Source organism: Marinobacter sp. JSM 1782161, assembly GCF_011421605.1.
In the GTDB taxonomy this organism is placed as follows: Bacteria; Pseudomonadota; Gammaproteobacteria; order Pseudomonadales; family Oleiphilaceae; genus Marinobacter_A; species Marinobacter_A bohaiensis.
Genome location: NZ_WSSA01000006.1, coordinates 85,777 through 107,811, shown reverse-complemented (window position 1 = coordinate 107,811; position 22,035 = coordinate 85,777). Strand labels below are relative to the sequence as shown.

Below are 22,035 nucleotides of genomic sequence, written 5' to 3'. Positions count from 1 at the left end.
ATGCGGATCGGGATCACCCAGCGTGTCGAGGTCGTGGCCAGCTATGGCGAACGCCGCGACTGTCTGGACCAGGCCTGGACGGTGCTGCTGGGGCGTCTGTCGCTGGTGCCGGTTCCCGTGCCCAACAGCCTGGAGCGCATCGACGACTGGCTGCTGGCCAACGACCTGGACGGTTTCGTCCTGACCGGCGGCAACGACATCGCCTCCCTGCCGGGCGCGCGCAATACCGCGCCGGAGCGGGATCGCACCGAGACGGCCATCCTCGACCACGCCGCCGCCCGCGCCAAGCCGGTGCTGGCGGTGTGCCGCGGTTTCCAGATGCTGGTGCTGCACGAGCACGGCCAGCTGGCACCGGTGGAGGGGCACACCGCCGTGCGTCATCCGGTCCGGCCGGTGGCCGATGAACCTCTGTTCCAGGCGTTTGCTGAGGTCAACAGCTTCCACGACTGGGGCGTGGTCAGCGTGGGCGACCGGGGCCTGGTGGCGACGGCGTTCTGTGACGACGGTACCATTGAGGCGGTCCGCCACCGCCAGCATCCCTGGATCGGCACCATGTGGCACCCCGAGCGGGAACAGCCCTTCGCTGAGGCCGATCTGACACTGATTCACACTCTGTTCCGAGGTCCTTCGTGAGAACCATTATCCTGGCTGCCGGACAAGGCACCCGACTGCGCCCCTACACCGATCACACCCCCAAGTGCATGGTCGAACTGGCCGGCACGCCGTTGCTGCACCGGCAATTGGCGACCCTCGACGCCGCCGGCCTGGGTGACCGGCGCGTACTGGTGGGCGGCTACTGCGCCGACAGGCTCGACGGGCAGGGCGCCGATGTGGTGCTCAACCCCCGCTACGACCAGACCAACATGGTCGCCACCCTGTTCTGCGCCCGCGACAATATGGTCGACGGCGAGGATCTGCTGGTCTGCTACGGCGACATCATCTACGAGCCCAACGTCCTGCAGGCCATCCTCGACGGTGACGCGCCCCTGTGCCTGGCGGCGGACCGGGAATGGCGCCGGCTCTGGCAGCTGCGCATGGAAGAGCCCCTGGACGACGCCGAGACCTTCGTCATGGACGCCGACCGGCGTGTGGCCGAGTTGGGCAAGAAGCCGCAGTCCTACGACCAGGTGCACGCCCAGTACATGGGCCTGATCAAGGTGCGCGGCGACCGGGTCGCCGACTTCAAGGCCGCCTACGATGCCCTGGATCGAGACGCGATCTACGACGGCAAGGACTTCGACAACATGTACATGACCAGCTTCATCCAGCACCTGATCGACAGCGGCTGGGACACCCGCGCCTGTCTGGTGGACAACGGCTGGCTGGAAGTGGATACCGCCGACGAACTGGAGACCTACCAGCGCATGGCGGAGGACGGTTCGTTGCAGGACTACTGCCGGCTGGCCTGATCGGTACAGCGGCCGGCTTTTTGATGGGGGTGTCCCATCCCGAAGGAAGGTCGGGCTAGAGGCGGTCGCGCAGGGCCTGCATGACGGCCAGCCGCTCCCGGTGCGGCGCCAGCAGGGACTGGATCTCTTCGGTCCGGCCGATGCCGATGTTGCGCACGGACTTCGACGGATCGAAGGGGGCGCCCTCGCGCTGGGCATTGTTCAGCCCGAGGAAGCGGCCAATGCGCTCGGCCTCGCGCTCGTGGCGCTGCACGAAGGATTCGAAAGACACTGGCAGCACCAGTGATTCGCCCAGCTGTTCGCGCAGCGCCAGCAGGCTTTCCAGCTTGCGCTGGATGCCGTCCAGCACGTAGGCCACGGGATCACTCATGTCGCCCTGGAAGGCCGGGTCGGATTTGCGCTTGCCCAGCTTGCCCTGGCGCACCACCTCGGCGAACTGGTCCTGCAGATCACGGTGCACCACTATCAGCCTGACTGGCGCAAACACCTGCGGCCAGATATCGGCGTGCTCGCCGACCCAGACTGGCTGGTCCCAGACCACGGCTCGCTTGCCGGGCGCGTAGGCAGTGCCCAGGGCGTGCATCCAGTCGTTCCAGATCGCCGGGTCGCGGTGGTCGCCGCCCCGCGCCAGATGGCGCCGGTAGCGGTTGATGTAGTCGCGCTTCAGGCGGTTGTGGTGAACCTGATTCTTCAGCGGCAGTTTGCCGGTGTCGGCACCCCGCCACTGTTTCAGGTAGGCCTGGGGCAGGCGGCCGAACACCGTTTCGATCCACAGCAGTCGGGCCATACGCCGCGCGCTGGCTCGATCGGGTGCCGACAGCATGCTGGCGATGCGGCCGTGACGTTTGAAATCGGTGAATTCGCCGCGGAAGGCGACGCAGTCCGGGTGGCCCTTGAGGTAGTCCACCACCGCGCCGGAGCCGGACCAGTAGATGCCGGCCACCAGAATGTTGGCGGGACTCGCGTTTGCCGTCATGCCGGGCCCCGGTCCTGCCCCAGGAACTGGGCGACGACCGTATCGCTGTTAAACGGCGCCAGCCACTCCGGCTTGACCTCGATGGGCAGTTGCGCCAGCGCCCGGGTCATGCCCTCGGCCAGCCCGCGCGGCGTGCGCGGCGTCAGGTATTGCGCTAAATCGCCCCGGAACACGTCGGTCACGCCGCCGCGGCTTTCCACCGACAGGATCGGCGTGCCACAGGCCAGGGCTTCGGTCAGCACGATGCCCAACCCCTCGTATTCCGAAGCCAGCACGAACAGGTCGGCCTGACGCATCCAGGGGTAGGGGTTGGCGCGTTTGCCGGCAAAGAACACCCGGTCGGCAATACCCAGCTCCTGCGCCCGGGTTTCCAGCGCCGATTGGCGCTCGCCCTCGCCGACAATCACCAGATCCTGCTCTGGCTGGGCCAGGGCATAGGCGTCCAGCAGCAGGTCCTGGCCTTTCTGCGGGACCAGCCGCGCCACGTTCAGAATGTAGGGGCGCTGTGGCAGGTCCGGGTCCTCCTGCCGGGCCAGCTTGCGGATCGCGCCGGTCGGGCAGGGGTTGGTAACCACACGCAGGGACAGCGGCCGGATCCGGCCCTGGGCGAAGGCGTCCTCGGCGGAAGCCTGCACGCCGGAGGAGACGCACACCAGGTGGCGGCGATCGAACACCCGTTTCCATTCCAGGCGTTTCTGCCAGGCGGGCCGGTCGTGGTGGATCACGTTTTCCAGCACGTAGATGTTGCGATCGTCGCGGAAGGACCAGAAGTACTTATAGGTGCCCAGGCCGCGGAAAATGATGCGGTCGAAGCGTCCGTAGCGTTTTTCGATGCGACGGATCCTGCCCTTCAGCAGCCAGCCCAGCAGCCAGCCCACCCACAGGAAATGGGATTTGGGCAGCAGCACGCCCAGCAGCAGCCGCGACAGCAGGAACACGGGAATGCCGATCACCGACTTGAGCAGCGCCTGTAACTGGTCGAAATGATGCAGGATCACTCCCGGCTGGGCGGGCTGCAGGTCATTGGGGCGGTTGCGGCAGGCCATCAGGTGGCTTTCATGACCTTCCTCGGCAAAGGCGTCGGCCAGGTTGACGGCGACCCGTTCCATGCCGCCCATCTTCAGGCTGTGAACGATGACGAGTGTTCTCATCGGATGTCCTGTCCCTGGATCAGTTCTGCGCGGGCGCGCCGTCCTTGCGGATGCCGTTGGCGGCCCAGAAGGTGCGTTGCTCTTTCACCGCCTTGCGGATGGCCTTGTTGCGGGCCCAGATGTCCGGTTTGGAGTAACCCCGGGCGTGATCCAGGTGCAGGCATACGGTGCTGTAGCGGATCTGCTTCGACTTGTGGCCGTAGTTCCAGAGGCGCTCGCCCAGCTCCCGGTCGAGGCCGCCGTACTGCATGTCTTCGTTGAAGCCGTTGACGGCGATCAGGTCGCGGGTCCAGGTGGAGCTGTTCATGCCATTCCAGCTGGCGGCCGCCGGCGTGATGGCGTTGAGCAGGCTGCGCTTGAATTCGCTGGGGGTCAGCTTCCACAGCTTGTGGGTCCGGGGCTGGCCATGGGCGACCAGCCACTCGGGATCGAAGATGGCGCCGGAGCGGATGGCGGCCTCGTCGATGGTCTCGCTGACCGGCATGGTGAGCTTGATGTAGCCCCCGGACAGGAAATAGCCCGGCTCGGCCAGGGCCCGGTGGGTGGCGATGAAGTGCGGCTGTGGGATGCAGTCGCCGTCGGTGAAGATCAGGTAATCGCACTCGGTCTCGGCGATGGCCTTGTTGAGGATCTGGCATTTACGGAAGCCGTCGTCCTCGTGCCACACGTGGTCGATGGTCAGCCTGCCCGCAGCCTTGAACTCGTCGATCAGCGCCCGGGTGTCGTCGGTGGAGCCGTCGTCGGCAACGATAACCCGGAAATCCGGATCGGTCTGGGCCTCATAGCCAATCAGGACCTTGCGCAGCCAGACTGGGGAATTGTAGGTGGTGATAACAACGCCAATGTGTGTCGGGGACATGGAATCGACCAAATTCGTGGGTAATACGGTGGACTCCGGGACGGCCCGGAATGGGCCAGATTATACAGATTTTACGGGGAAAGGGGCGTTTGCCGAGCGTTTCAGGCAGGGTGCCGACGCCGACTGGAGCGTGCCAGACGCGCGGCGCCGGGCCGACCGGCCTGGTGCAGAGGCTGGCAGGCTTCCAGGGTGCGCTCGACGGTGCGTTCGTGGGAGAACAGACGGGCCAGTTGGCGTTGCCCTTCCAGCCCCAGGCGCCGGCGTTGGACGGAATCGCCATGCAGGGTCTGCAGGGTGCGGGCCAGGGCGTCCGGATCGGCGGGCGGGATCAAGGCGCCGCAACGTTGATCGCTGATCAGGTCGCGGTTGCCCGGGATGTCGGTGGCGATGACCGGCACCGCCACGGCCATGGCTTCCTTGATGGCCCGGGGCAGACCTTCCCGCAGCGACGGCTGGATGTAGATATCGGCCCGGTGCAGCCATTGGGCGGCTTCGTGCTGACGGCCGGCCAGGGTGATGGCGCCGGCCGCCGGGCCCTGGGCGACCCACTCTGGGGCTTGCGGGTCATGATCCCCGAGGACGACCAGGTGGGCCCCGGGCAGATTGGCGCGGTGGAAGCCTTCAATCAGCGATTGCAGCCCCTTGTAGGGGCGCCCGGCGGTGTTGCCGATGAACATGCAGACGCAGGTGTCTTCGGGCAGGTTAGCCAGGATTGGATGGCTGGGTGCGGACGCCTCGGGCAGCCAGGCCGGGTCGAAACCCTTGGGGTTGAGCACCAGTTTGCGACGCGGCACGAAGCGGCTCATGTAGTCGTAGACACTGCTGCTGACGCAGAAAATACGGGCCACCCGCGGGTTGAGAATACCCAGCCAGAAGGTGGGGTCGAGTTGGCGGATGCGCGACAGGGTGCCCCGATAGCCCACCACGTGCACGCCGCTGAACAGTGTGGCCCAGAGCGCATTGGCCAGCGACGACGAATCGATGGCGTAGATCAGGGAGATGCGGTCCTCGCGGATAACGCGGCGCATCTGGCGAATCAGGGCGGGGCGCAGTTTGCCCTTGATGGCCGCCATTTCCTCGAACAGCCCGCGGCGCTCCAGTTCCTCTCGTCCCTGAGTGGTCCGCGCCGCCAGTACCCGCACGCACAGCCCCCGGTCATGGAGACTGAGTGCCAGGGCCAGCTCGGACTGGTCCAGGTGGGGTTTGCAGATGAGAATGCGCATGCGGGCCGCTCGATCGGGGATTTGACCCGACTCTGGCCGAACCGTGTGACGCGGCGGTTAAGGTCGCATGACGATTGTTTTGCGAAGCGATCGATTGGCGGGGCGAATTACTTGCAGAGCTTGCCCGGATGGTACGGGTTCGGCAGCCCGGTGGGGCGATGGCGGAAGCGTTTGTATTCCCACTGGTACTGGTCCGGGATACGCCGTACGCAGCGTTCCACCGAGGCGTTCAGGGCGGTTGCCGCGATGACCGGGTCGTTCTCCGCCATACCCGGTTCGCATTCGCGGATCACGATCCTGTAGCCCGCCGCATCCGGCAGCCGCTCGGCGTAGGTGATCAGCACGGCGGCGCCGGATTTCTGCAGCAGCTTGGCGGCCAGGGTCATGGTGCGCACATCCATACCGAAGAAGGGCGCGTAGGCATTGCCTTTGCCGCGCGGGCTCTGGTCCGGGAGGATGCCGGCCACGCCGCCTTCGCGCAGCAGGGTGATCAGGCGCGCCAGCCCGCGGCGGTCGCCGCGTACCAGCTCCGAGCCCAGCCGGCCGCGCACGCGGATCATGTAGTCCTCGAACTCCGGCATGTGAGGCGGGCTGTACAGCGCGGCCATCTTGTAGCGCGAGGAGAAATAGAGCCCGGCCAGCTCCCAGTTGCCCAGGTGCGGCGCCAGCAGAATCAGGCCCTGGTTCGGGTCACGGCGACTGAGCAGCTCTTCGCCGTCAATCTCTTTAATCAGGTCCAGGCAGCGTTCCACCGGCCATTCCCACATCAGCGGGATTTCCATGAAGGTGCGTCCGGTCTGCTTCATGCTGGCCCGGGCCAGGTCACGGCGTTGATCTTCGGGCATGTCCGGGAAGCCAATGCCCAGGTTGATCTCCGTCACCCGCCGGGATTCGCTGCGGCACCACCAGCCCAGCAGGCCCAGGCCGGTGCCCAGAGCCTGGGCGACACGCAACGGCAGCTTGCCGGCGAGCTTGAGCAATGTGGTCAGGATCGAGATTTTCGACAGGGCCATGTGCCTTGCTTCCTGGGTGGGTACGGACAGGGCTGGAAACTACATGATCCGTGCGTTGAGTGCCAGTATCCGGCTCACGGTGAGCGGCGGATGCGCGAAGCGTCCTCCCAGGAGCCGGATCGACCGCCGGCCTCCCAGGCAATGCGCTGGTGGAAGCGGGTGATCTTGCGGTCGATGTAGCGGTCCCGGTAGGCGGGGAGTCGCGCCAGCGCGTTGGGGACCGACGGCGCGCCCAGGCCGTCCACCAGGAACAGCTCCGGCTGGTCGTCGCGGGTGACCACGACCAGGTTGTGAGGCAGCAGGTTACGGGTCAGCACGCCGGTCTCGCGCAGCCAGTCGCAGAAGCGGGCCACGGCGCCGTCGATGGCGGCGGTCTGTCCCCGCTCCTTGAGATACTGCTCCAGGGTCTGGCCGGGGCGGCCGTCTGCCTCGAGAATCAGGTCGCTGACGTTGGCCTCGCCCAGGGAGGTGACCACGCTCGGGTACAGTTTCGGCAGATGGCGCCAGGCTTCGTCTCCGGCGTGCTTCAGGGCGGGTTGCTGGTAGGCCAGCCATTCCTGTCTATTATCATTGATGCGTTGCTTGCCCAGCAGCTTCTTGTACCAGGCTTGCCGGGCGTAGCGGGCGTCGATGTTTTCCGGGCGCAAGACCTTCAGGCAGCGTCGCGGGTCGTCCGGGTGGACGTAGCAGTATCGGTTGAAGCCCGCGGCGAAAGGGGCGAGCTGGCTCAGGTCAATCATTCGGGCGCATCCAGTCAGTGTGCCGCCAATGTACCATGATGGCAGAGGCCTTCGGGCCCGGGAGTTGATCCGATGTCAGGCGCTGGCTGCGTGGCCTACGGCGACTGCAACACCGAAGGTGTCGACGGCTATGCCGGCGCGCTCTGGGCCGGGCTGGTGGCGGATGCATGGGGGCTCCGCCTGACCAACTGCGGCCACACGATGAGCACCACCCGGGAGCTGCGTCGCTACGCTGAGTTCTTTCCGCCGGCGAACTATTCGCTGGCGCTGATCCAGTACGGCCTGGTGGACGCCTGGCTGACCTTCCGCGGCGCGCCCTACGTGCTTTACTACCCGGACAACCCCTGGCGCAGGTTCCTGCGCAAATGGGTCAAGAAGATCAAGAAACGGGCTCGACGTTTCCGGTTGCACGAGCGGCTGGGATCGGTGGAGCAGGTACCCCTGCCCGAGTACCTGGCGCATATCCGTCAGGTGGTGACGTCCGCGCCAGACACCCTGTTCGTGCTTGTGGCCACGGCGCCCAATCGCGATGAGTCGCGCAATCCGCACATCCGGCGCTATAACGCGGCGCTTGAAACCCTGGCGCGGGAACTGGACAACGCCGTCTATGCCGATGCCTACGAAGCGATCTGGGCGCAGCGGGACCGGACCCTTATGGCGGACGGCACCCACCTCACCGAAGCCGGCCACCGCTTGCTGGCGGACCGGGTTATCCGCGCTCTGCGTCAGCGCCAGCAGGCGGCGTGAGGGCCTTGAGGCGTTCGTAGAAGGCCAGGGTACGCTGCACCATGCCATCCAGCGTCAACTCGCGTTCGGCCTTGGCGAAGGCTTCTTGTTGCTGGTCTCGTAGCGCGTCCGGATCGGCCAGCGCGCGGCGCAGCAGCGTGGCGAGCGCCTCGGCGTCGTGTCCCGCCGCCAGTGCCGACTCCGGCAGGAAAGCACCCACGCCGCTGACCGGCGTCGACAGCACCGGGCAGCCCTGCAGCAGCGCTTCGATCAGAATGTAGGGAAACCCCTCGCGCTCGGAGCTGATGATGCAGGCGTCGGCCCGGGCCAGCCAGGGGGCGATGTTGGCCTCGTAACCGGGCAGGGCGATGCGGGCTTGCTGGCCGGTGTCTTCAATCTGCCGGGCCAGGGCCTCGCGCTGACCGCCATCCCCGAGGATGACCAACTGGCCGGCGTCGTCCGGCAGCCGGGCCCAGGCGTCGATCAACGAGTGGAAGCCCTTCACCGGTTCCAGGCGCCCGGCGGCAACGGTCAGCGGGTGTCGTGCCGGAATCGGCCAGGTGGTGCGGGCGTCGGGGCCGGCTGGCGCTGCGCCGTTGTAGATCACGGTGGCGTTGGGATGGTCGAGGCGGGCGGCGAGCTCGTCGCTGACGGCGATGACGCCGTCCATCTTGGCGAAGGCGCGATGGGAGGATTTGGTGCCGTGCAGCGTGCCGACGTAAGTACACTGGGCCGCATCGCGACGGCGCTTGACGTTGCCCAGCAGTTGCGCGGCCTTGTTGCCCTGGGCGTGAACAATGTCCGGGCGAATGCGCCGCAGCAGGCGCCGGATACGCAGGCCCAGCCACGGGTGGCGGCGGCTGAAATGGACCGGGATCGGGTGGACGTGGGCCATCTCCTGGAAGCGTTCGGAATAGTCCGGTGCCGCCAGGATATGGATCTCGTGCCCCGCCTGGGCCAGGCCCCGCGCCAGTTCCAGGGTGTGTTTCTCCATGCCGCCCCAGGTGGTTCCGGGGGTGGCGAGTATGAGAGCGATCCGCCGCGTCGGGCCCGTCACGCGGCCGACTTCCCGTGTCTGGCCAGCAGCTGGCGATAGACCACCAGGGTCGCCTCGGTCTGGGCTTCCAGGCGGAAGCGCTCGGGGATCTGGATGGCCGGCTCCGTTTTGCCCAGCAGTGCCTGGATCTTGTGCACGAAGGCGGTGGTGTCGTCCGGCGGCACCAGGCCGTCGGGAAAACAGGCCTGCAGGGTCTCGGCGGCTCCCCCGCGCTCGTAGGCGACTACCGGCGTGCCGGAGGCCAGGGCTTCGGTCAGGGTGCGGCCGAAGGGTTCGGGCTTGGTGGACAGGTGGCACACCAGGTCGGCAAACAGGTAGAGCTCGTGCATGTCGCTGCGCTGCCCCAGGAAGGTGACGTGCTGTTCCAGCTTCAGGTCGCGCACGCGCTGTTCCAGTTCCCGCATGAAGTGCACCTTGCCGCCTTCCAGTCCGCCGGCGATAACGCCGTGGATACGGTCGTCGTCGCGCACCAGGCGGGCGACGATGTCGAGGAACGTGAGCTGGCCTTTCCAGCGGGACAGCCGACCGGGCATGAGCAGGATCCGGCGGTCATCCAGCTGTGGGTAATCCGCCAGCAACGCGCGACGCCATTCCGGGGCCAGCGGGGCCTCGCGGAAGGTCCGGGTATCCACGCCGCGTTGGATCACGGTGACGTCGTCGGGCTTGACCGGGTAGCTGTCCAGAATGTACTGGCGCACGCAGTCGGACACGGCGATCAGGTGCTCAGCCTTGCTCATGATGGCGCTGTAGCGGTTCACCGAGTACATGCCGTGGAAGGTGCTGACCAGGGCCGGACGCTGCTCCGGAGGCAGCTTTTTCCAGGCCAGGTAGACAATCCACGCCGGCAGGCGCGAGCGCACGTGAATGACGTCCGGCTGCAGTTCCCGGATCAGACGGCGCACCGGTCGCACCTGCTTCAGCGACGCCAGCGACTTGCGGTGCACCGGGCGGGTGATGTGATGCGAACCGCGCGCTTCGAGCGCCTGCACCATGGGCCCGCCGGACGACAGCACGTAGGACTCGTGGCCGCGCTTGACCAGCTCGCTGGCCAGTTCCACGGTGCCACGTTCGACGCCGCCGCTGGTCAGGGCCGGCAGAACCTGGAGGATCCTCATGTCCCGCCTCCCAGCATCATGGTCGGGCTCCGTCCGCTTGCGACAACAGCCAGCGTGCGGCGCGGTCGGCCTCCCAGAGGGGCTCAGGCTGCGCTGCGCCCTCGGTCATGATGGACGGGGCCCGCGTAAAGGGCGCAACGCGATGCTCGTCCAGTAATTGCGTCACGCCGTGCGCCACGCGACTGCTGTCGCGGGGGGGGAGGTCGAACACCCCGGTGGGAATGCCGGCCGTGAGGGATTCGTAGACCATGGACACGCTGTCCGGCGTGATCCAGCAGGCACGGCTGTCCGCCAGCGCATGGCTCAGCCACAGGCTGTGGGTGTCGCGATGATCCCTGAAGGTGAAGTGCGCTCCGGCTCGGCTCCTGAGTGCCACGATAACCTCCTCCGGTGTACGGCGGCTGGATGAGACGGTCCAGTGCCACTGAGGATAGCCTGTGCGAAGTCGGTCCACCTGGTCCAGTATCGGGTCCGCATTCCAGGCGAAATGTTTGGACGGCCCGCCGATCAGCATCAGGCCGTGACGCTTCTGCGACAGTCGTGCCATGGGCGTCATGGTGTTGAGGGCGCCGATGGTGACCAGCGTACGGTCGTCGGCCTGCGGCTCGTCGTGGGCCGGGATGATGGCGTAATCGACCCAGCGTCGCGGGAAACCCGGGCGCATCAGCACCACGGTGCGAGCCCGTCGGCGCAGGGACAGCAGCAGCCGATGGGTGCCGCTGCCGGCGGCAACGATCCAGTCGGGACTTTCCAGCTCCGGATCCGGCATGATCGGCGCCCGCCCCAGCCAGGCCCGCCAGCGGCTGACTCTTATGGCGCTGGCGTCGATCCAGTAAACGCGCGCGCCGGCCAGGGCCTGCAACCGATTGGCCAGACCCCGCAGCTGGTTCTGGTGACCGGGGCGGTCGTCGTGCAGGCACCAGACGATCGGCGGCGCGCGTTCACTCATGATCGCTTCTTGCGCTTTTTGCGTTTGCGGTAGAACCCCGGATCGTCCCGCGATGGCCGCGTCTTGAAGCGGCGGTGCATCCACAGGTACTGGTCCGGGTGCCTGCGGATCTCACGCTCGATGGTCTGGTTGATGCGTGTGGCATCGGCCAGGTCATCCCCGGAGGGAAATTCCTCGAACGGAGCGTGGAAATAGATGTCGTAACCGATGCCATCCTCGCTCCGGAAGTGGCTGAACGGGATCACGGCGCAGTCGCTGCGTTCGACGATGCGGGCGGTGGCGGTGATGCTGGCGGCCGGCACATTGAAAAAGGGCGCGAAGACGATGCCCTTGCGGCCGTAGTCCTGGTCGGTGGCGTACCAGACGATGCGGTTGGCCTTCAGGCGCCGGAACAGGCCGCGCAGGTCCTTGCTGTCCAGGGCCACGCCGTAGCGCCGTTCCCGGGCCCGGGTCATGATGGCGTTCATCAGCGGGTTGTTGTGATCGCGCTGCATCACGTCCGCCTCGATGAACATGCACACCAGGCTGCCACCCAGGTCCAGCGTGCTGTAATGTCCGCCCAGCAGCAGGATGCCCTTGCCCCGGGCGAGGGCGGCATCGACGTGTTCCAGGCCATGCACGCGGGTGATGGGGCGCAGGTCTTCCGGGTTGCGGAACCAGGCCAGGCCGATTTCCATGACACCAATGCCGTTGGAGTGGAACGACTTGCGGACCAGGGCCTCGCGCTCGGCGGCGCCCAGCTCGGGGAAGCACAGGTCGATGTTGGTGCGGGTGATGTGGCGGCGGCTGGACAGGGTGCGGTAGGCCAGCTCGCCGATCAGTTTGCCGATCGCCCACTGCAGGCGCATGGGCAGGCGCGACAGCAGCCAGATCAGCCCAATGGACAGCCAGGTGGGCCACCAGCGTGGATGCCGGTAATGGGACAGGTCCGTGTCACGGACGCGTTTGCGTTTCCTGGTTTTCGTCGAACTCACATCGGCTCCGGTCGATTCAGTCATCGGCGAAAGTTTATCAGCAAATCCGGCATTTAGCCGGGTAACGTCTTGATAACGGCGGCGCACGGGTGGTCTATGCTGTTGCTGTCACTCCGGAGACGGGGTGTGGAGGGGCGTAATGTGCGGCACGATTCGTTAGAATCGCCGCCAATCCTGATTCCGGCCTGGAGTTCCGATGCTTCGTTTTGTCTATTCCGTGACCTTTCGCCTGATCCTGCCGTTTGTGCTGATACGCCTGTGGTGGTTTGGCAGACGGTCCCCGGACGCACTGAAGCACTGGCAGGACCGGATCGGCCTGATTCCGTCGGTCGAGGGTCCGGTCATCTGGGTGCACGCGGTCTCCGTGGGGGAAACCATCGCCGCGGCGCCGCTGATCAAAACCCTGCTGGCGCGCCGCCCGGATGTCACCGTGCTGATGAGCGCGATGACGGCCACCGGTCGGGCGCGGGCGCAGGCACTGTTCGGGGACAAGGTGCGTTACGCCTACTCCCCCTACGATACGCCCGGTTCGGTGCGCCGCTTCCTGAGGCGTGCCCGGCCCGAGGCACTGGTGATCATGGAAACCGAGCTGTGGCCCAACATGATCTATGAAACCGCCACGGCGCAGACGCCGATCTTTCTCGTCAACGCGCGCATGTCTGAACGCTCCGCCCGGGGCTACAAGCGCTTTGGCCATGCCAGCCGCCGCCTGTTGCAGCAGATTAACTGGATCGCCGCCCAGGCCAGCAGTGATGCCCGCCGTTTTGTGGATATCGGTGCCGAAGAGGATGGCGTATCGGTGACCGGCAGCATCAAGTTCGACGTGCGCGTTACCGAGGCCCTGCGCGAGCAGGCGGCGGCCCTGCGCGAAGCCCTGGGGCGGGAGCGGCCGGTCTGGATCGCGGCCAGTACCCACGACGGCGAGGATCGTCAGATTCTCGAGGCCCATGCCCGCCTTCGCGAGCGGATGGACGATGCCTTGCTGATCCTGGTGCCGCGCCATCCGGAGCGGTTCGACGATGTGGCGGATCTGGTCGGGCAGCAGGGATTCAATCTCCTGCGCCGTTCATCCGGTACCGTAAACCACGATTGCCAGGTGTACCTGGGCGATTCCATGGGAGAGTTGATGCTGCTCTACGGCGTTGCGGATGTGGCCTTTGTGGGCGGGTCGCTGATCGAGCGGGGCGGGCACAATCCGCTGGAGCCGGCGGCCTGGGGCATGCCAGTGATGACCGGACCGCATGTGTTCAACTTCGACGACATCTACGACCGCCTGGAGCGCGGCGAGGCGCTGGTCCGGGTTGGCGACAGTGGGGAGCTGGCCACGGCGGTGGCCGACTGTTTGCAAGACGAGGCCCGGCGCGAGGCGCTGGGACGCCATGCACTGGCGGTGGTGGACGCCAATCGGGGAGCTCTGGAGAAGGTGGTCAACGGCATCCTCGCCAAGCTCGACTGAACCTGGGGATGCCGTTGGGTGCGCCTACTGACTACTGACCCTGCATAGGATCGACGGTCTTGCTCTCGTCGGCAATCGCTTCGATGCCGGGTGCGGAGGCGCTGAGCCAGCGGTTAAGGTCCACCAGGTCCTGCGGGCTCAGGGTGCCGGCGGTCAGCTTCAGGTTCAGGGTGTTCACCACATAGTCGTAACGGGCGTTGGCGTAGTCCCGCAGGGCTTCGTAGTAGTTCCGCTCGGCATCGAGCACTTCCACGATGTTGCGGGTGCCCACCTCGTAGCCGGCCCGGGTCGCATCCAGGGCACTGCGCCGGGACACGATCGTCTGCGCCTGGGAGTTCACCGACTCGATGTTGGTGTTGACCGTGCGGTAGAAGCTGCGAGTGTTGACGCTGACGTCGCGCCGCACGGTGTTCAGGCTCTCCTGGGCGGCCACCACCTGCGCCCGCTGCTGGCGGATGCTGGCTTCGGTGCCGCTACCCTCGTACAGGGGCACATTCAGGTTCAGCGCAATCACGCCCTCGGTGTAGGTCCCGTCCTGGGTACCCTGAGTCGGCGACTGCTGGTTGATGCCGTCGTATTCCGTGTTGCCGTAACTGGCACTCAGGTCCAGGGTCGGGTAGTGGCCCGCTTTGGCCACATCCAGCAGCGAGCGGTTGGACTGCAGCTGGTAGGCGGCGGACTGGATGCGCCAGTTCTGTTGCAGGGCGATGTTTTCCCAGGCGGCCGGGTCCATGGGCTGTGGCCGCGACAGAGGGAAGTCCTGTTCCAGGTTCTGCAGGTCTTCGGCGTTCTCGCCGATCAGGCGGCTGAGCTGTTCCCGCGCCACGTCCAGGTCGCCTTCGGCGGCGATGCGCTCGCTCTTGCTGGCGTCGTAGGAGGCGCGTGATTCGTACACCTCGGTGATGGCGATCAGGCCCACCTCGAAACGTTCCTGGGCCTGGTCGTACTGGCGTTCGAAGGCGGCTTCGGCGGCCTTGACCGTGGTCAGGTTGTCTTCCGCCCGCAGCACGTCGAAGTAGGCGGTGGCGACATCCAGGATCAGCTGTTGCTGGGCCAGGCTATAGTCGGCCCGGGCGCTTTCGCTCTGGAACTCGCTGGCGTCCAGGTTGAACCAGGCGTCCAGGCGGAACACCGGCTGGGTCAGCTCCAGGCCGTAGGTGTAGCTCTTGTACGACTCGTCCGTGGCCGGCCCGTCGGTGTCCGTGTGGCTGGCGGTGCCGACTGCGTCCAGTTGGGGCAGGAGGTTACTGCGGGTGACGTCAACGTTGGCCTGCTGGGCCTCGTAGGTGGCTCGGGCCGAGGCGATGCCGGAATCGTAGGCCAGTGCTTTCTCGTAGGCGTCGATCAGGTCGAGGGCCATCGACGGCTGGGCGACGAACAAGCCTACCAGGCCGGTGAGCAAGGGTTTCTTCATGAATTCTCCTGCCTGCACATTTTTTTGGTGAGCGTCCTGTCTGCCGACCCGGGCGTCGGCCAGATGGGGGAAGAGCCCCGGCGCTGGACATTATGGACAATAATACAGCGTATCTCTACACTCCGGATGACCACCGGAGACATATGGGGCGCTCGGCTTGGTTCCGCGTCCCGATCGAATGCCTCCGATGATCCAGTTTGCGTCTTGACGGGGTGCCGGCGTGCCGGCTGAGATTGCCTCAGGCAAAACCCGAGAACCTGATCCGGTTAGTACCGGCGTAGGAATCACAGACACGCTTCTCTATGTAGCGGCTCAGTTGTGGCAGTTGTTCAACGGTCCTGCCCGTTTCGGGCGCCGGGATCGGCCAGACCGCCACCTCGTCATACGCGCTCCGTCCAGAAGGGCATTCCGCCTCGATGGATTTCAGTTCGCCGCCGGCTTCTCCGGCGGGCAACGAAAGAGGACGCTACCATGACGAGTACCAAGCCCACGTTCCTGAGCGAAGCCGCCCGGGTCGACCAGGCCGCGGTGGACCCGCTGCCCAGTTCCCGCAAGATCTATGTCACCGGCAGCCGGCCGGACCTGCGCGTGCCCATGCGCGAGATTCGCCTGAGCGATACCACCACATCGGACGGGCCGCAGCCCAATGCCCCGCTGGTGGTTTATGACACCTCCGGCCCTTACACCGACCCGGCCGCCGACATCGACCTGCGCCGGGGCCTGACGCCGGTGCGTTCGGCCTGGATCGCCGAGCGTGACGACACCGAAGAGCTGCCCGGTTACAGCTCCGACTACACCCGCCGCCGCCTGCGCGATCCGGCGCTGGACACCCTGCGGTTCGACGATCATCGCAAGCCGCGCCGGGCCCGTGCGGGTCGCAACGTCAGCCAGATCCACTACGCGCGCCAGGGCATCGTTACGCCGGAAATGGAGTATGTGGCCATCCGCGAGAACCTGAAGTTGCAGGAGGCGCGGGAGCAGGGTTGGCTGGACGACCAGCACCCCGGCCAGTCTCACGGTGCGGCGATCCCCAGTGAGATCACGCCGGAGTTCGTGCGCGAGGAAATCGCCCGGGGCCGGGCCATCCTGCCGGCCAACATCAACCATCCGGAAGTTGAGCCGATGATCATCGGCCGTAACTTCCTGGTGAAGATCAACGGCAATATCGGCAACTCGGCGGTCAGCTCGTCCATCGAGGAAGAGGTGGAGAAGCTGACCTGGGGCATTCGCTGGGGCTCGGACACGGTGATGGATCTGTCCACCGGCAAGAACATCCATGAGACCCGCGAGTGGATCATCCGCAACTCGCCGGTACCGATTGGCACGGTGCCCATCTATCAGGCCCTGGAAAAGGTCAACGGTGTGGCCGAGGACCTGACCTGGGAGATCTTCCGCGACACCCTGATCGAACAGGCCGAGCAAGGCGTGGATTACTTCACCATCCATGCCGGCGTGCGTTTGCACCACGTGCCGCTGACCGCCAAACGCGTCACCGGCATCGTCTCCCGCGGTGGCTCGATCATGGCCAAGTGGTGTCTGGCCCATCACCGCGAAAGCTTCCTCTACGAGCACTTCGAGGACATCTGCGAGATCATGAAGGCGTACGATGTGTCGTTCAGCCTCGGCGACGGCCTGCGCCCGGGCAGCATCGCCGACGCCAACGACGCCGCCCAGTTCGGCGAGCTGGAAACCCTGGGTGAGCTGACCAAGATCGCCTGGAAGCATGATGTCCAGTGCATGATTGAGGGGCCGGGCCACGTGCCCATGCACCTGGTCAAGGAAAACATGGACAAGCAGCTGGACTGCTGCGACGAGGCGCCGTTCTACACCCTCGGGCCGCTGGTCACCGACATTGCGCCGGGCTACGACCACATCACTTCAGGCATCGGCGCGGCGATGATCGGCTGGTACGGCTGCGCGATGCTCTGTTACGTCACGCCCAAGGAGCACCTGGGACTGCCCAACAAGGACGACGTCAAGACCGGGATCATCACCTACAAGATCGCGGCCCATGCCGCCGATCTGGCGAAGGGGCATCCCGGCGCCCAGCTGCGGGACGACGCTTTGTCGCGGGCGCGCTTCGAGTTCCGTTGGGAAGACCAGTTCAACCTGGGCCTGGACCCGGACACCGCGCGCGCCTACCACGACGAGACCCTGCCCAAGGATTCGGCCAAGGTGGCGCATTTCTGTTCCATGTGCGGGCCCAAGTTCTGCTCCATGAAAATTACCCAGGAAGTTCGGGATTACGCCAGTGAGCAGGGGCTGGAAACCCGTGACGCGATCGATCGCGGCCTGCGCGAGAAGTCCTCCGAGTTCAAGGACGGCGGCGCCCGGCTTTACGATCGGGTCTAGCCCCGGGCGACATCGCTGACCTGACCTGTCGACAGGGGCGGGGCTTGAAATATCGGCCTCGCGCCCTCTATTGTTCTGCTTCACTCCCGCAAACAGGCAGGCTCATGTCCGAGACGACCCGCAAACCCTTCCAGTTCTCCCAGGATGACGTTCGCATCGACAAGCGCGAGACCGTCTTCCAGGGCTTTTTCCGCATGGAGCGGCTGCACCTGAGCCACGCCCTGTTCGCCGGCGGTGAGACCGGGGCGTTCGAGCGTGAGCTGTTTCTGCGCGGCGATGCCACCTGCGTGCTGCCGTATGACCCGGTGCGCGACGAGGTCGTGCTGCTGGAGCAGTTCCGGCCCGGGGCTCTGTGGCGCGATCAGTCGCCGTGGCTGCTGGAACTGGTGGCTGGTATGAACGAGCCGGGGGAAACGCCGGAGGATGTGGCCCACCGCGAGGCCGATGAGGAAGCCGGTCTGACCTTCCGGCGTCTGGAGAAAATCTGCCAGTATCTGGTGTCACCGGGTGGGACGACCGAGATGGTGTCACTGTACTGCGGACACGTCAGTACCGAGGGCGCCGGCGGCCTGTACGGGCTCGCCGAAGAGAACGAAGATATTCGCGCACATGTAATGGCGGCGGAGGATGCTTTGCGTATGATAGCGGATGGACGGATCAATAACGCCGCCGCGATCATCGCGCTGCAATGGCTGGCCATGCAGCGCAACCGACTGAAGGAAGAGTGGAGCTGATGGCTCAGGACACCGGCACGACATTACAGCGCAAGAAGGCCTATGTGCCGGACCTCCGGCGTTTCGGGGCGCTTTGCGAGGCCAACTACGGCCGCATCCGGCGCCTGCGCCTGTTGGCGGAGGAACATCCGGACGTGGCGGAGTTCGAGTTGCGTGACGGCGATGCCTATTTCGGACGTGTGCGTATCGAGCAGCTGCAGCAGTCGCGCTTTACCGAGACCCTGCTGCTGGAGCAAATCCACAACGCCGGCCGCTGGCTCAACAACCCGCACCTGACGGTCCGGGTCTACCACGACGCCGGACTGGCGGAAGTCATCAGCTGCTACCGCTACAACCGGATCGAGGCGATCAACGACTACCCCAACCGGTTCATGCATCACCCGGACGAGAAAACCCAGGTCAACGCCTTCCTGGCGGACTGGCTGGCGTTCTGCCTGCGTTTCGGGCACGTCCCCGCCGGGCGCATTGCCTGGCCGGTCGCCGACTGACAGCGCCATTCACGTCAGGGCGTTGATCTCCCGTCGAATGTGACAGGTTTTCAGGAAAATCCGCGGTGGATCGGTTACTGTATACACAATCGAAATTGTGTACCGTTATGGATCAGATCCGTCCTGGAGTTGCGGCCCTGTCATGCACACCCCATTCACGCCTTCGTTAACAGAACGTCCTGCCGGCGCGCCGCTGCGTGTCCTGCAGGTGACGGATCCGCACCTGATGGACGACCCCGATGGCGTCCTGCTGGGCATGAAGACCAGCGAAAGCCTGCAGGCGGTACTGGACCTGATCGACCGTGCAGAGGACGCGCCTGACCTGGTGCTGGCCAGCGGCGATATCTCGCAGGACGGCAGTGAGGGATCGTATCGCCAGTTCCAGGCGATCATGGCGCGGTTTGCCTGCCCGGTCATCTGGATGGCCGGCAACCACGACGATGCCGCGGTGATGGCAAAGGTGATCGCCGGCACGGACGCCGCCCAGCGCCGGATCATGGCGGGCGGCTGGCAGATCGTGTGTCTCGACTCGTCGGTGCCCGGCCAAGTGCATGGCGAGATCGCACCGCAGGAGCTGGCTTTTCTGCGCGACTGCCTGGACGACGCTCCCGACACCCCGACGTTGGTGGTTTTCCATCATCACCCGGTAGACATCGGTTGCCCCTGGATGGAGCGGATTGGTCTGGTCAACCGCGCCGAGCTGCGGGTCGCCATTGCCGGCCATGCCCAGGTGCGCGGGTTGCTGTGGGGGCATGTCCACCAGGAGTGGGACGACCGGCGTGACGGTATGCGCCTGATGGCCACGCCGTCCACCTGCATCCAGTTCGAGCCCGGATCCACCGACTTCTCCCTGGACGACAGGGCGCCCGGTTATCGCTGGCTCGAACTCTATCCCGACGGCGGGCTGGTCTCCCATGTGCGCCGTACGACCGACTACCAATACAACATCGAGCGTGATAGCCACGGTTACTGATGTCCCGCTAACCGGCGTCGCTGAGCGTCGTTACGATTGAGAGCCTTATGTCCCAACAGCCCCGTCTGATCTACCTGCACGGTTTCCGGAGTTCGCCGCAGTCCCAGAAAGTCACCGAGCTGCGCGAGTGGCTGGCGGCGCGTGACGTGCCGGTGGAGCTGGTGACGCCCGAACTCGGTTTTGCCCCCGACGAGGCGGTCGCCCGGGTGACGTCGCTGGTGGATGAGGCCGGTGATCGCCCGGTGGGGCTGATGGGCAGCTCGCTGGGTGGCTATTACGCGACCGTGGTGGCCGCGCGCAGCGGTCTCCCCGCGGTCCTGGTCAATCCGGCCGTGGCGCCTTACCGGCTGCTGCGGGGCTACCTCGGCGTGCAGGAGAATCTGTACACCGGTGAACGCTTCGAAGTCACCGAGACGCACATGCACCAGCTCAGTGACATGGATCCGGGTCCACTGGCGCACCCGGAGCGGTTCCTGGTGTTGCTGCAAACCGGCGACGAGACCCTCGAGTTCCGGGAGGCGGTGACCCGCTATACCGGCGCCAGCCAGTGGATCCAGCCTGGCGGTGACCATCGCTTCCAGGATTTCCCCCGGGTATTGCCCGCGGCCCTCGCTTTTTTGGGCATGGGAAGCTTCTGAAGCCCGATGTGCGGTTCTTTGAGCCGTATGGATTGAGGTAAACTGGCACAAAATTCCCTCAAAGGACATGCAACCATGAGTCAGATCCCTGCGGACCTGAAGTACATCGAAACGCACCAGTGGGTCCGCGTGGCGGCCGACGGCACGGCGACGGTGGGCATCACCGACTTCGCCCAGGACCAGCTGGGTGACGTGGTTTTCGTGGAACTGCCGGAAGTGGGCGCCCAGGTCAACGGCGGCGAAGAGGCCGGCGTGGCGGAATCGGTGAAATCCGCGTCCGACGTGTTCAGCCCGGTCAGCGGCGAGGTGATCGGAATCAACGAGTCCCTGGAAGAAGCGCCGGAGCTGCTCAACGAAGATCCCTATGGTGAAGGCTGGCTGTTCCGGGTGCGCCTGAAGGACGAAGGCGAGCTCGATGGCCTGATGGAGGCCGACGCCTACGGTGAGCTGATCGCCGACACCGAGTAACCGATTCGGCGGGGTCGGCCAGATCGTCTGGTGACGGCCCGCCTGCTTTCCTGTCCCTGGCCGGGCCCCGTATAATTCCCGCCTTTCCCCTCTCTTAAATGGTCTGTTTATGTTTCCCCAGCTTTATCTTCGCAAGGGGGCCGAGCGCCGTGTTCGCGCCGGTCATCTCTGGATCTACAGTAATGAAGTCGATACCCGGCGCACGCCGCTGACCGGCTTCGAGGCGGGGACGCAGGCCTGTCTGATGGCGGCCAACGGTAAGCCGTTGGGCACGATTTTCGTCAATCCCCACGCACTGATCTGTGGTCGCCTGATCAGTCGCAACCCGGATCAGGGCATGACGCCACAGCGGCTGACGGAGCGGCTGGAGACCGCGCTGTCGATCCGCGAGCGGCTGTTTGAACGTCCGTTCTACCGCTGGGTGTTCGGCGACGGGGACGGCCTGTCCGGTCTGGTGATCGACCGGTTCGGCGACGTGGTGGTGGTGCAGGTCTCCACCGCCGGCATGGAAACCCTGCGCGACTCGCTGGTGCGCGCCATACAGAAGCTGGTGCACCCGCGCTGCATCGTGTTCAAGAACGACGGCAAGATGCGCCAGGTGGAAGGGCTCGACAGCTACGTCACGGCTGCCCTGGGCGAGTTGCCCGAACAGCTCGAGGTGGAGGAGAACGGGGTCAAGTTCCTGGCGCCGCTGGCCGGCGGGCAGAAGACCGGCTGGTTCTACGACCACCGCATGAACCGCCAGCGTTTGCAGGCTTACGCGCCGGGCAAGCGGGTGCTGGACGTGTTCAGCTATGTCGGCGGTTGGGGCGTGCAGGCGGCCGCGGCCGGGGCCAGCTCGGTGACCTGCGTGGACAGCTCCGCGCAGGCGTTGTCCGCCGTGCGTGAAAACGCCGGACTCAACGGCTTGCAGAACGTGGACACGCTGGAAGGGGACGCCTTCGCAGTGCTCAAGGAGCTGTGCGACCAGAAGGAAAAATACGATGTGGTGGTGCTGGACCCGCCAGCGCTGATCCCGCGGCGTCGTGACCAGAAAGCCGGTGAGCAGGCCTACGCCCGGCTCAACCAGCTGGGCCTGCGGTTGTTGTCCCGGGACGGGCTGCTGGTGTCCGCATCCTGTTCCATGCACCTGTCGGGCGAACGGCTGGTGGACATCATTCGCGGCAGCGGCCGGCGCATCGACCGGTTCGTGCAATTGCTCGAGCAGGGCCATCAGGCGCCGGATCATCCGGTCATCCCGGGCATTCCGGAAACCGACTACATCAAGAGCTGCTTTGTGCGGTCGCTGACCGGGTTTCTTTGATCCGGCGAGCCAGCGGG

The 22,035-nt window shown here is 65.7% G+C and carries 22 protein-coding genes and 1 riboswitch; of the genes, 11 read left to right on the top strand and 11 right to left on the bottom strand.

Annotation, left to right across the window (positions count from 1 at the left end; translation table 11 throughout):
- Both GQB00_RS20755 and GQB00_RS20750 read left to right on the top strand, forming a co-directional pair.
- The gene (locus GQB00_RS20755) at positions 1 to 633 is read left to right on the top strand and encodes a gamma-glutamyl-gamma-aminobutyrate hydrolase family protein (RefSeq protein ID WP_165857680.1); all 633 of its coding nucleotides are present in this window, start codon (positions 1 to 3) and stop codon (positions 631 to 633) included.
- The gene (locus tag GQB00_RS20750) at positions 630 to 1,409 is read left to right on the top strand and encodes an NTP transferase domain-containing protein (RefSeq protein ID WP_111498254.1); all 780 of its coding nucleotides are present in this window, start codon (positions 630 to 632) and stop codon (positions 1,407 to 1,409) included. Before GQB00_RS20755 ends, GQB00_RS20750 begins: the two co-directional genes overlap by 4 nt.
- Before the next feature lie 55 nt (positions 1,410 to 1,464).
- Here GQB00_RS20750 and GQB00_RS20745 read toward each other — a convergent pair whose 3' ends face one another.
- From GQB00_RS20745 to GQB00_RS20720, 6 genes are all read right to left on the bottom strand, one after another.
- Positions 1,465 to 2,385 carry a sulfotransferase gene (locus GQB00_RS20745; RefSeq protein WP_165857679.1) on the bottom strand — a complete coding sequence of 307 codons (921 nt, stop codon included), beginning with the start codon at positions 2,383 to 2,385 and terminating at the stop codon, positions 1,465 to 1,467.
- A complete protein-coding gene (locus GQB00_RS20740) occupies positions 2,382 to 3,536 on the bottom strand; it encodes a glycosyltransferase (RefSeq protein ID WP_165857678.1) in 1,155 nt (384 codons plus the stop codon). Before GQB00_RS20740 ends, GQB00_RS20745 begins: the two co-directional genes overlap by 4 nt.
- A gap of 19 nt (positions 3,537 to 3,555) precedes the next feature.
- A complete protein-coding gene (locus GQB00_RS20735) occupies positions 3,556 to 4,395 on the bottom strand; it encodes a glycosyltransferase family 2 protein (RefSeq protein WP_111498251.1) in 840 nt (279 codons plus the stop codon).
- A gap of 101 nt (positions 4,396 to 4,496) precedes the next feature.
- A complete protein-coding gene (locus tag GQB00_RS20730; RefSeq protein WP_165857677.1) occupies positions 4,497 to 5,618 on the bottom strand; it encodes a glycosyltransferase family 4 protein in 1,122 nt (373 codons plus the stop codon).
- A 107-nt stretch (positions 5,619 to 5,725) separates the two neighbouring features.
- A complete protein-coding gene (locus GQB00_RS20725) occupies positions 5,726 to 6,631 on the bottom strand; it encodes a lysophospholipid acyltransferase family protein (RefSeq protein WP_165857676.1) in 906 nt (301 codons plus the stop codon).
- 74 nt (positions 6,632 to 6,705) lie between these two features.
- Positions 6,706 to 7,371 carry a YrbL family protein gene (locus GQB00_RS20720; RefSeq protein ID WP_165857675.1) on the bottom strand — a complete coding sequence of 222 codons (666 nt, stop codon included), beginning with the start codon at positions 7,369 to 7,371 and terminating at the stop codon, positions 6,706 to 6,708.
- Positions 7,372 to 7,443: 72 nt separating this feature from the next.
- Here GQB00_RS20720 and GQB00_RS20715 point away from each other — a divergent pair, with 72 nt between their 5' ends.
- Positions 7,444 to 8,118 (top strand): SGNH/GDSL hydrolase family protein, encoded by a 675-nt coding sequence (locus GQB00_RS20715; RefSeq protein WP_165857674.1) that lies wholly within the window; start codon positions 7,444 to 7,446, stop codon positions 8,116 to 8,118.
- On the opposite strand, the gene GQB00_RS20710 is transcribed toward GQB00_RS20715, so the two are convergent.
- From GQB00_RS20710 to lpxL, 4 genes are read right to left on the bottom strand one after another with little or no spacing between them, the layout of a single operon-like run.
- Positions 8,081 to 9,154, bottom strand: a complete 1,074-nt coding sequence (locus GQB00_RS20710; RefSeq protein ID WP_165857673.1) for a glycosyltransferase — start codon at positions 9,152 to 9,154, stop codon at positions 8,081 to 8,083. The genes GQB00_RS20715 and GQB00_RS20710 overlap by 38 nt on opposite strands.
- Positions 9,151 to 10,269 carry a glycosyltransferase family 4 protein gene (locus GQB00_RS20705; protein WP_165857672.1) on the bottom strand — a complete coding sequence of 373 codons (1,119 nt, stop codon included), beginning with the start codon at positions 10,267 to 10,269 and terminating at the stop codon, positions 9,151 to 9,153. The genes GQB00_RS20710 and GQB00_RS20705 overlap by 4 nt, the downstream gene beginning before the upstream one ends.
- A 16-nt stretch (positions 10,270 to 10,285) precedes the next feature.
- A complete protein-coding gene (locus GQB00_RS20700) occupies positions 10,286 to 11,218 on the bottom strand; it encodes an ELM1/GtrOC1 family putative glycosyltransferase (protein ID WP_165857671.1) in 933 nt (310 codons plus the stop codon).
- Positions 11,215 to 12,192, bottom strand: coding sequence for an LpxL/LpxP family Kdo(2)-lipid IV(A) lauroyl/palmitoleoyl acyltransferase (gene lpxL, locus GQB00_RS20695; RefSeq protein WP_228160716.1), 978 nt, complete (start codon positions 12,190 to 12,192; stop codon positions 11,215 to 11,217). The genes GQB00_RS20700 and lpxL overlap by 4 nt, the downstream gene beginning before the upstream one ends.
- Positions 12,193 to 12,388: 196 nt before the next feature.
- Between lpxL and waaA the strand changes: the two genes are divergently transcribed.
- Positions 12,389 to 13,648 carry a lipid IV(A) 3-deoxy-D-manno-octulosonic acid transferase gene (gene waaA / locus GQB00_RS20690; protein ID WP_165857670.1) on the top strand — a complete coding sequence of 420 codons (1,260 nt, stop codon included), beginning with the start codon at positions 12,389 to 12,391 and terminating at the stop codon, positions 13,646 to 13,648.
- A 31-nt stretch (positions 13,649 to 13,679) separates the two neighbouring features.
- Here the strand turns inward: waaA and GQB00_RS20685 are convergent, their stop codons facing one another.
- Positions 13,680 to 15,062 carry a TolC family outer membrane protein gene (locus GQB00_RS20685; RefSeq protein WP_165857669.1) on the bottom strand — a complete coding sequence of 461 codons (1,383 nt, stop codon included), beginning with the start codon at positions 15,060 to 15,062 and terminating at the stop codon, positions 13,680 to 13,682.
- A gap of 198 nt (positions 15,063 to 15,260) precedes the next feature.
- Positions 15,261 to 15,363: riboswitch (TPP riboswitch) on the top strand.
- Between the two features lie 170 nt (positions 15,364 to 15,533).
- On the opposite strand from GQB00_RS20685, the gene thiC reads away from it, so the two are divergent.
- The 7 genes from thiC to GQB00_RS20650 all read left to right on the top strand — a co-directional run bounded on the left by thiC (position 15,534) and on the right by GQB00_RS20650 (position 22,018).
- Positions 15,534 to 17,414 (top strand): phosphomethylpyrimidine synthase ThiC, encoded by a 1,881-nt coding sequence (gene thiC, locus GQB00_RS20680; RefSeq protein ID WP_165857668.1) that lies wholly within the window; start codon positions 15,534 to 15,536, stop codon positions 17,412 to 17,414.
- A gap of 104 nt (positions 17,415 to 17,518) precedes the next feature.
- Positions 17,519 to 18,148, top strand: coding sequence for an ADP-ribose diphosphatase (nudF, locus tag GQB00_RS20675; RefSeq protein ID WP_165857667.1), 630 nt, complete (start codon positions 17,519 to 17,521; stop codon positions 18,146 to 18,148).
- Complete coding sequence (locus tag GQB00_RS20670; RefSeq protein ID WP_111498238.1) at positions 18,148 to 18,636, top strand: DUF1249 domain-containing protein; 489 nt, start codon at positions 18,148 to 18,150, stop codon at positions 18,634 to 18,636. Before nudF ends, GQB00_RS20670 begins: the two co-directional genes overlap by 1 nt.
- Positions 18,637 to 18,778: 142 nt before the next feature.
- On the top strand, positions 18,779 to 19,609 hold the full coding sequence (cpdA, locus tag GQB00_RS20665) for a 3',5'-cyclic-AMP phosphodiesterase (RefSeq protein ID WP_165857666.1): 831 nt from the start codon (positions 18,779 to 18,781) through the stop codon (positions 19,607 to 19,609).
- A 47-nt stretch (positions 19,610 to 19,656) separates the two neighbouring features.
- Positions 19,657 to 20,247, top strand: a complete 591-nt coding sequence (locus GQB00_RS20660) for a YqiA/YcfP family alpha/beta fold hydrolase (RefSeq protein WP_165857665.1) — start codon at positions 19,657 to 19,659, stop codon at positions 20,245 to 20,247.
- Between the two features lie 75 nt (positions 20,248 to 20,322).
- Complete coding sequence (gene gcvH / locus GQB00_RS20655) at positions 20,323 to 20,715, top strand: glycine cleavage system protein GcvH (RefSeq protein WP_111498235.1); 393 nt, start codon at positions 20,323 to 20,325, stop codon at positions 20,713 to 20,715.
- Positions 20,716 to 20,824: 109 nt separating this feature from the next.
- Entirely contained in the window at positions 20,825 to 22,018 is a 1,194-nt protein-coding gene (locus tag GQB00_RS20650; protein ID WP_165857664.1) for a class I SAM-dependent rRNA methyltransferase, read from the top strand.
- Positions 22,019 to 22,035: the final 17 nt, after the last annotated feature.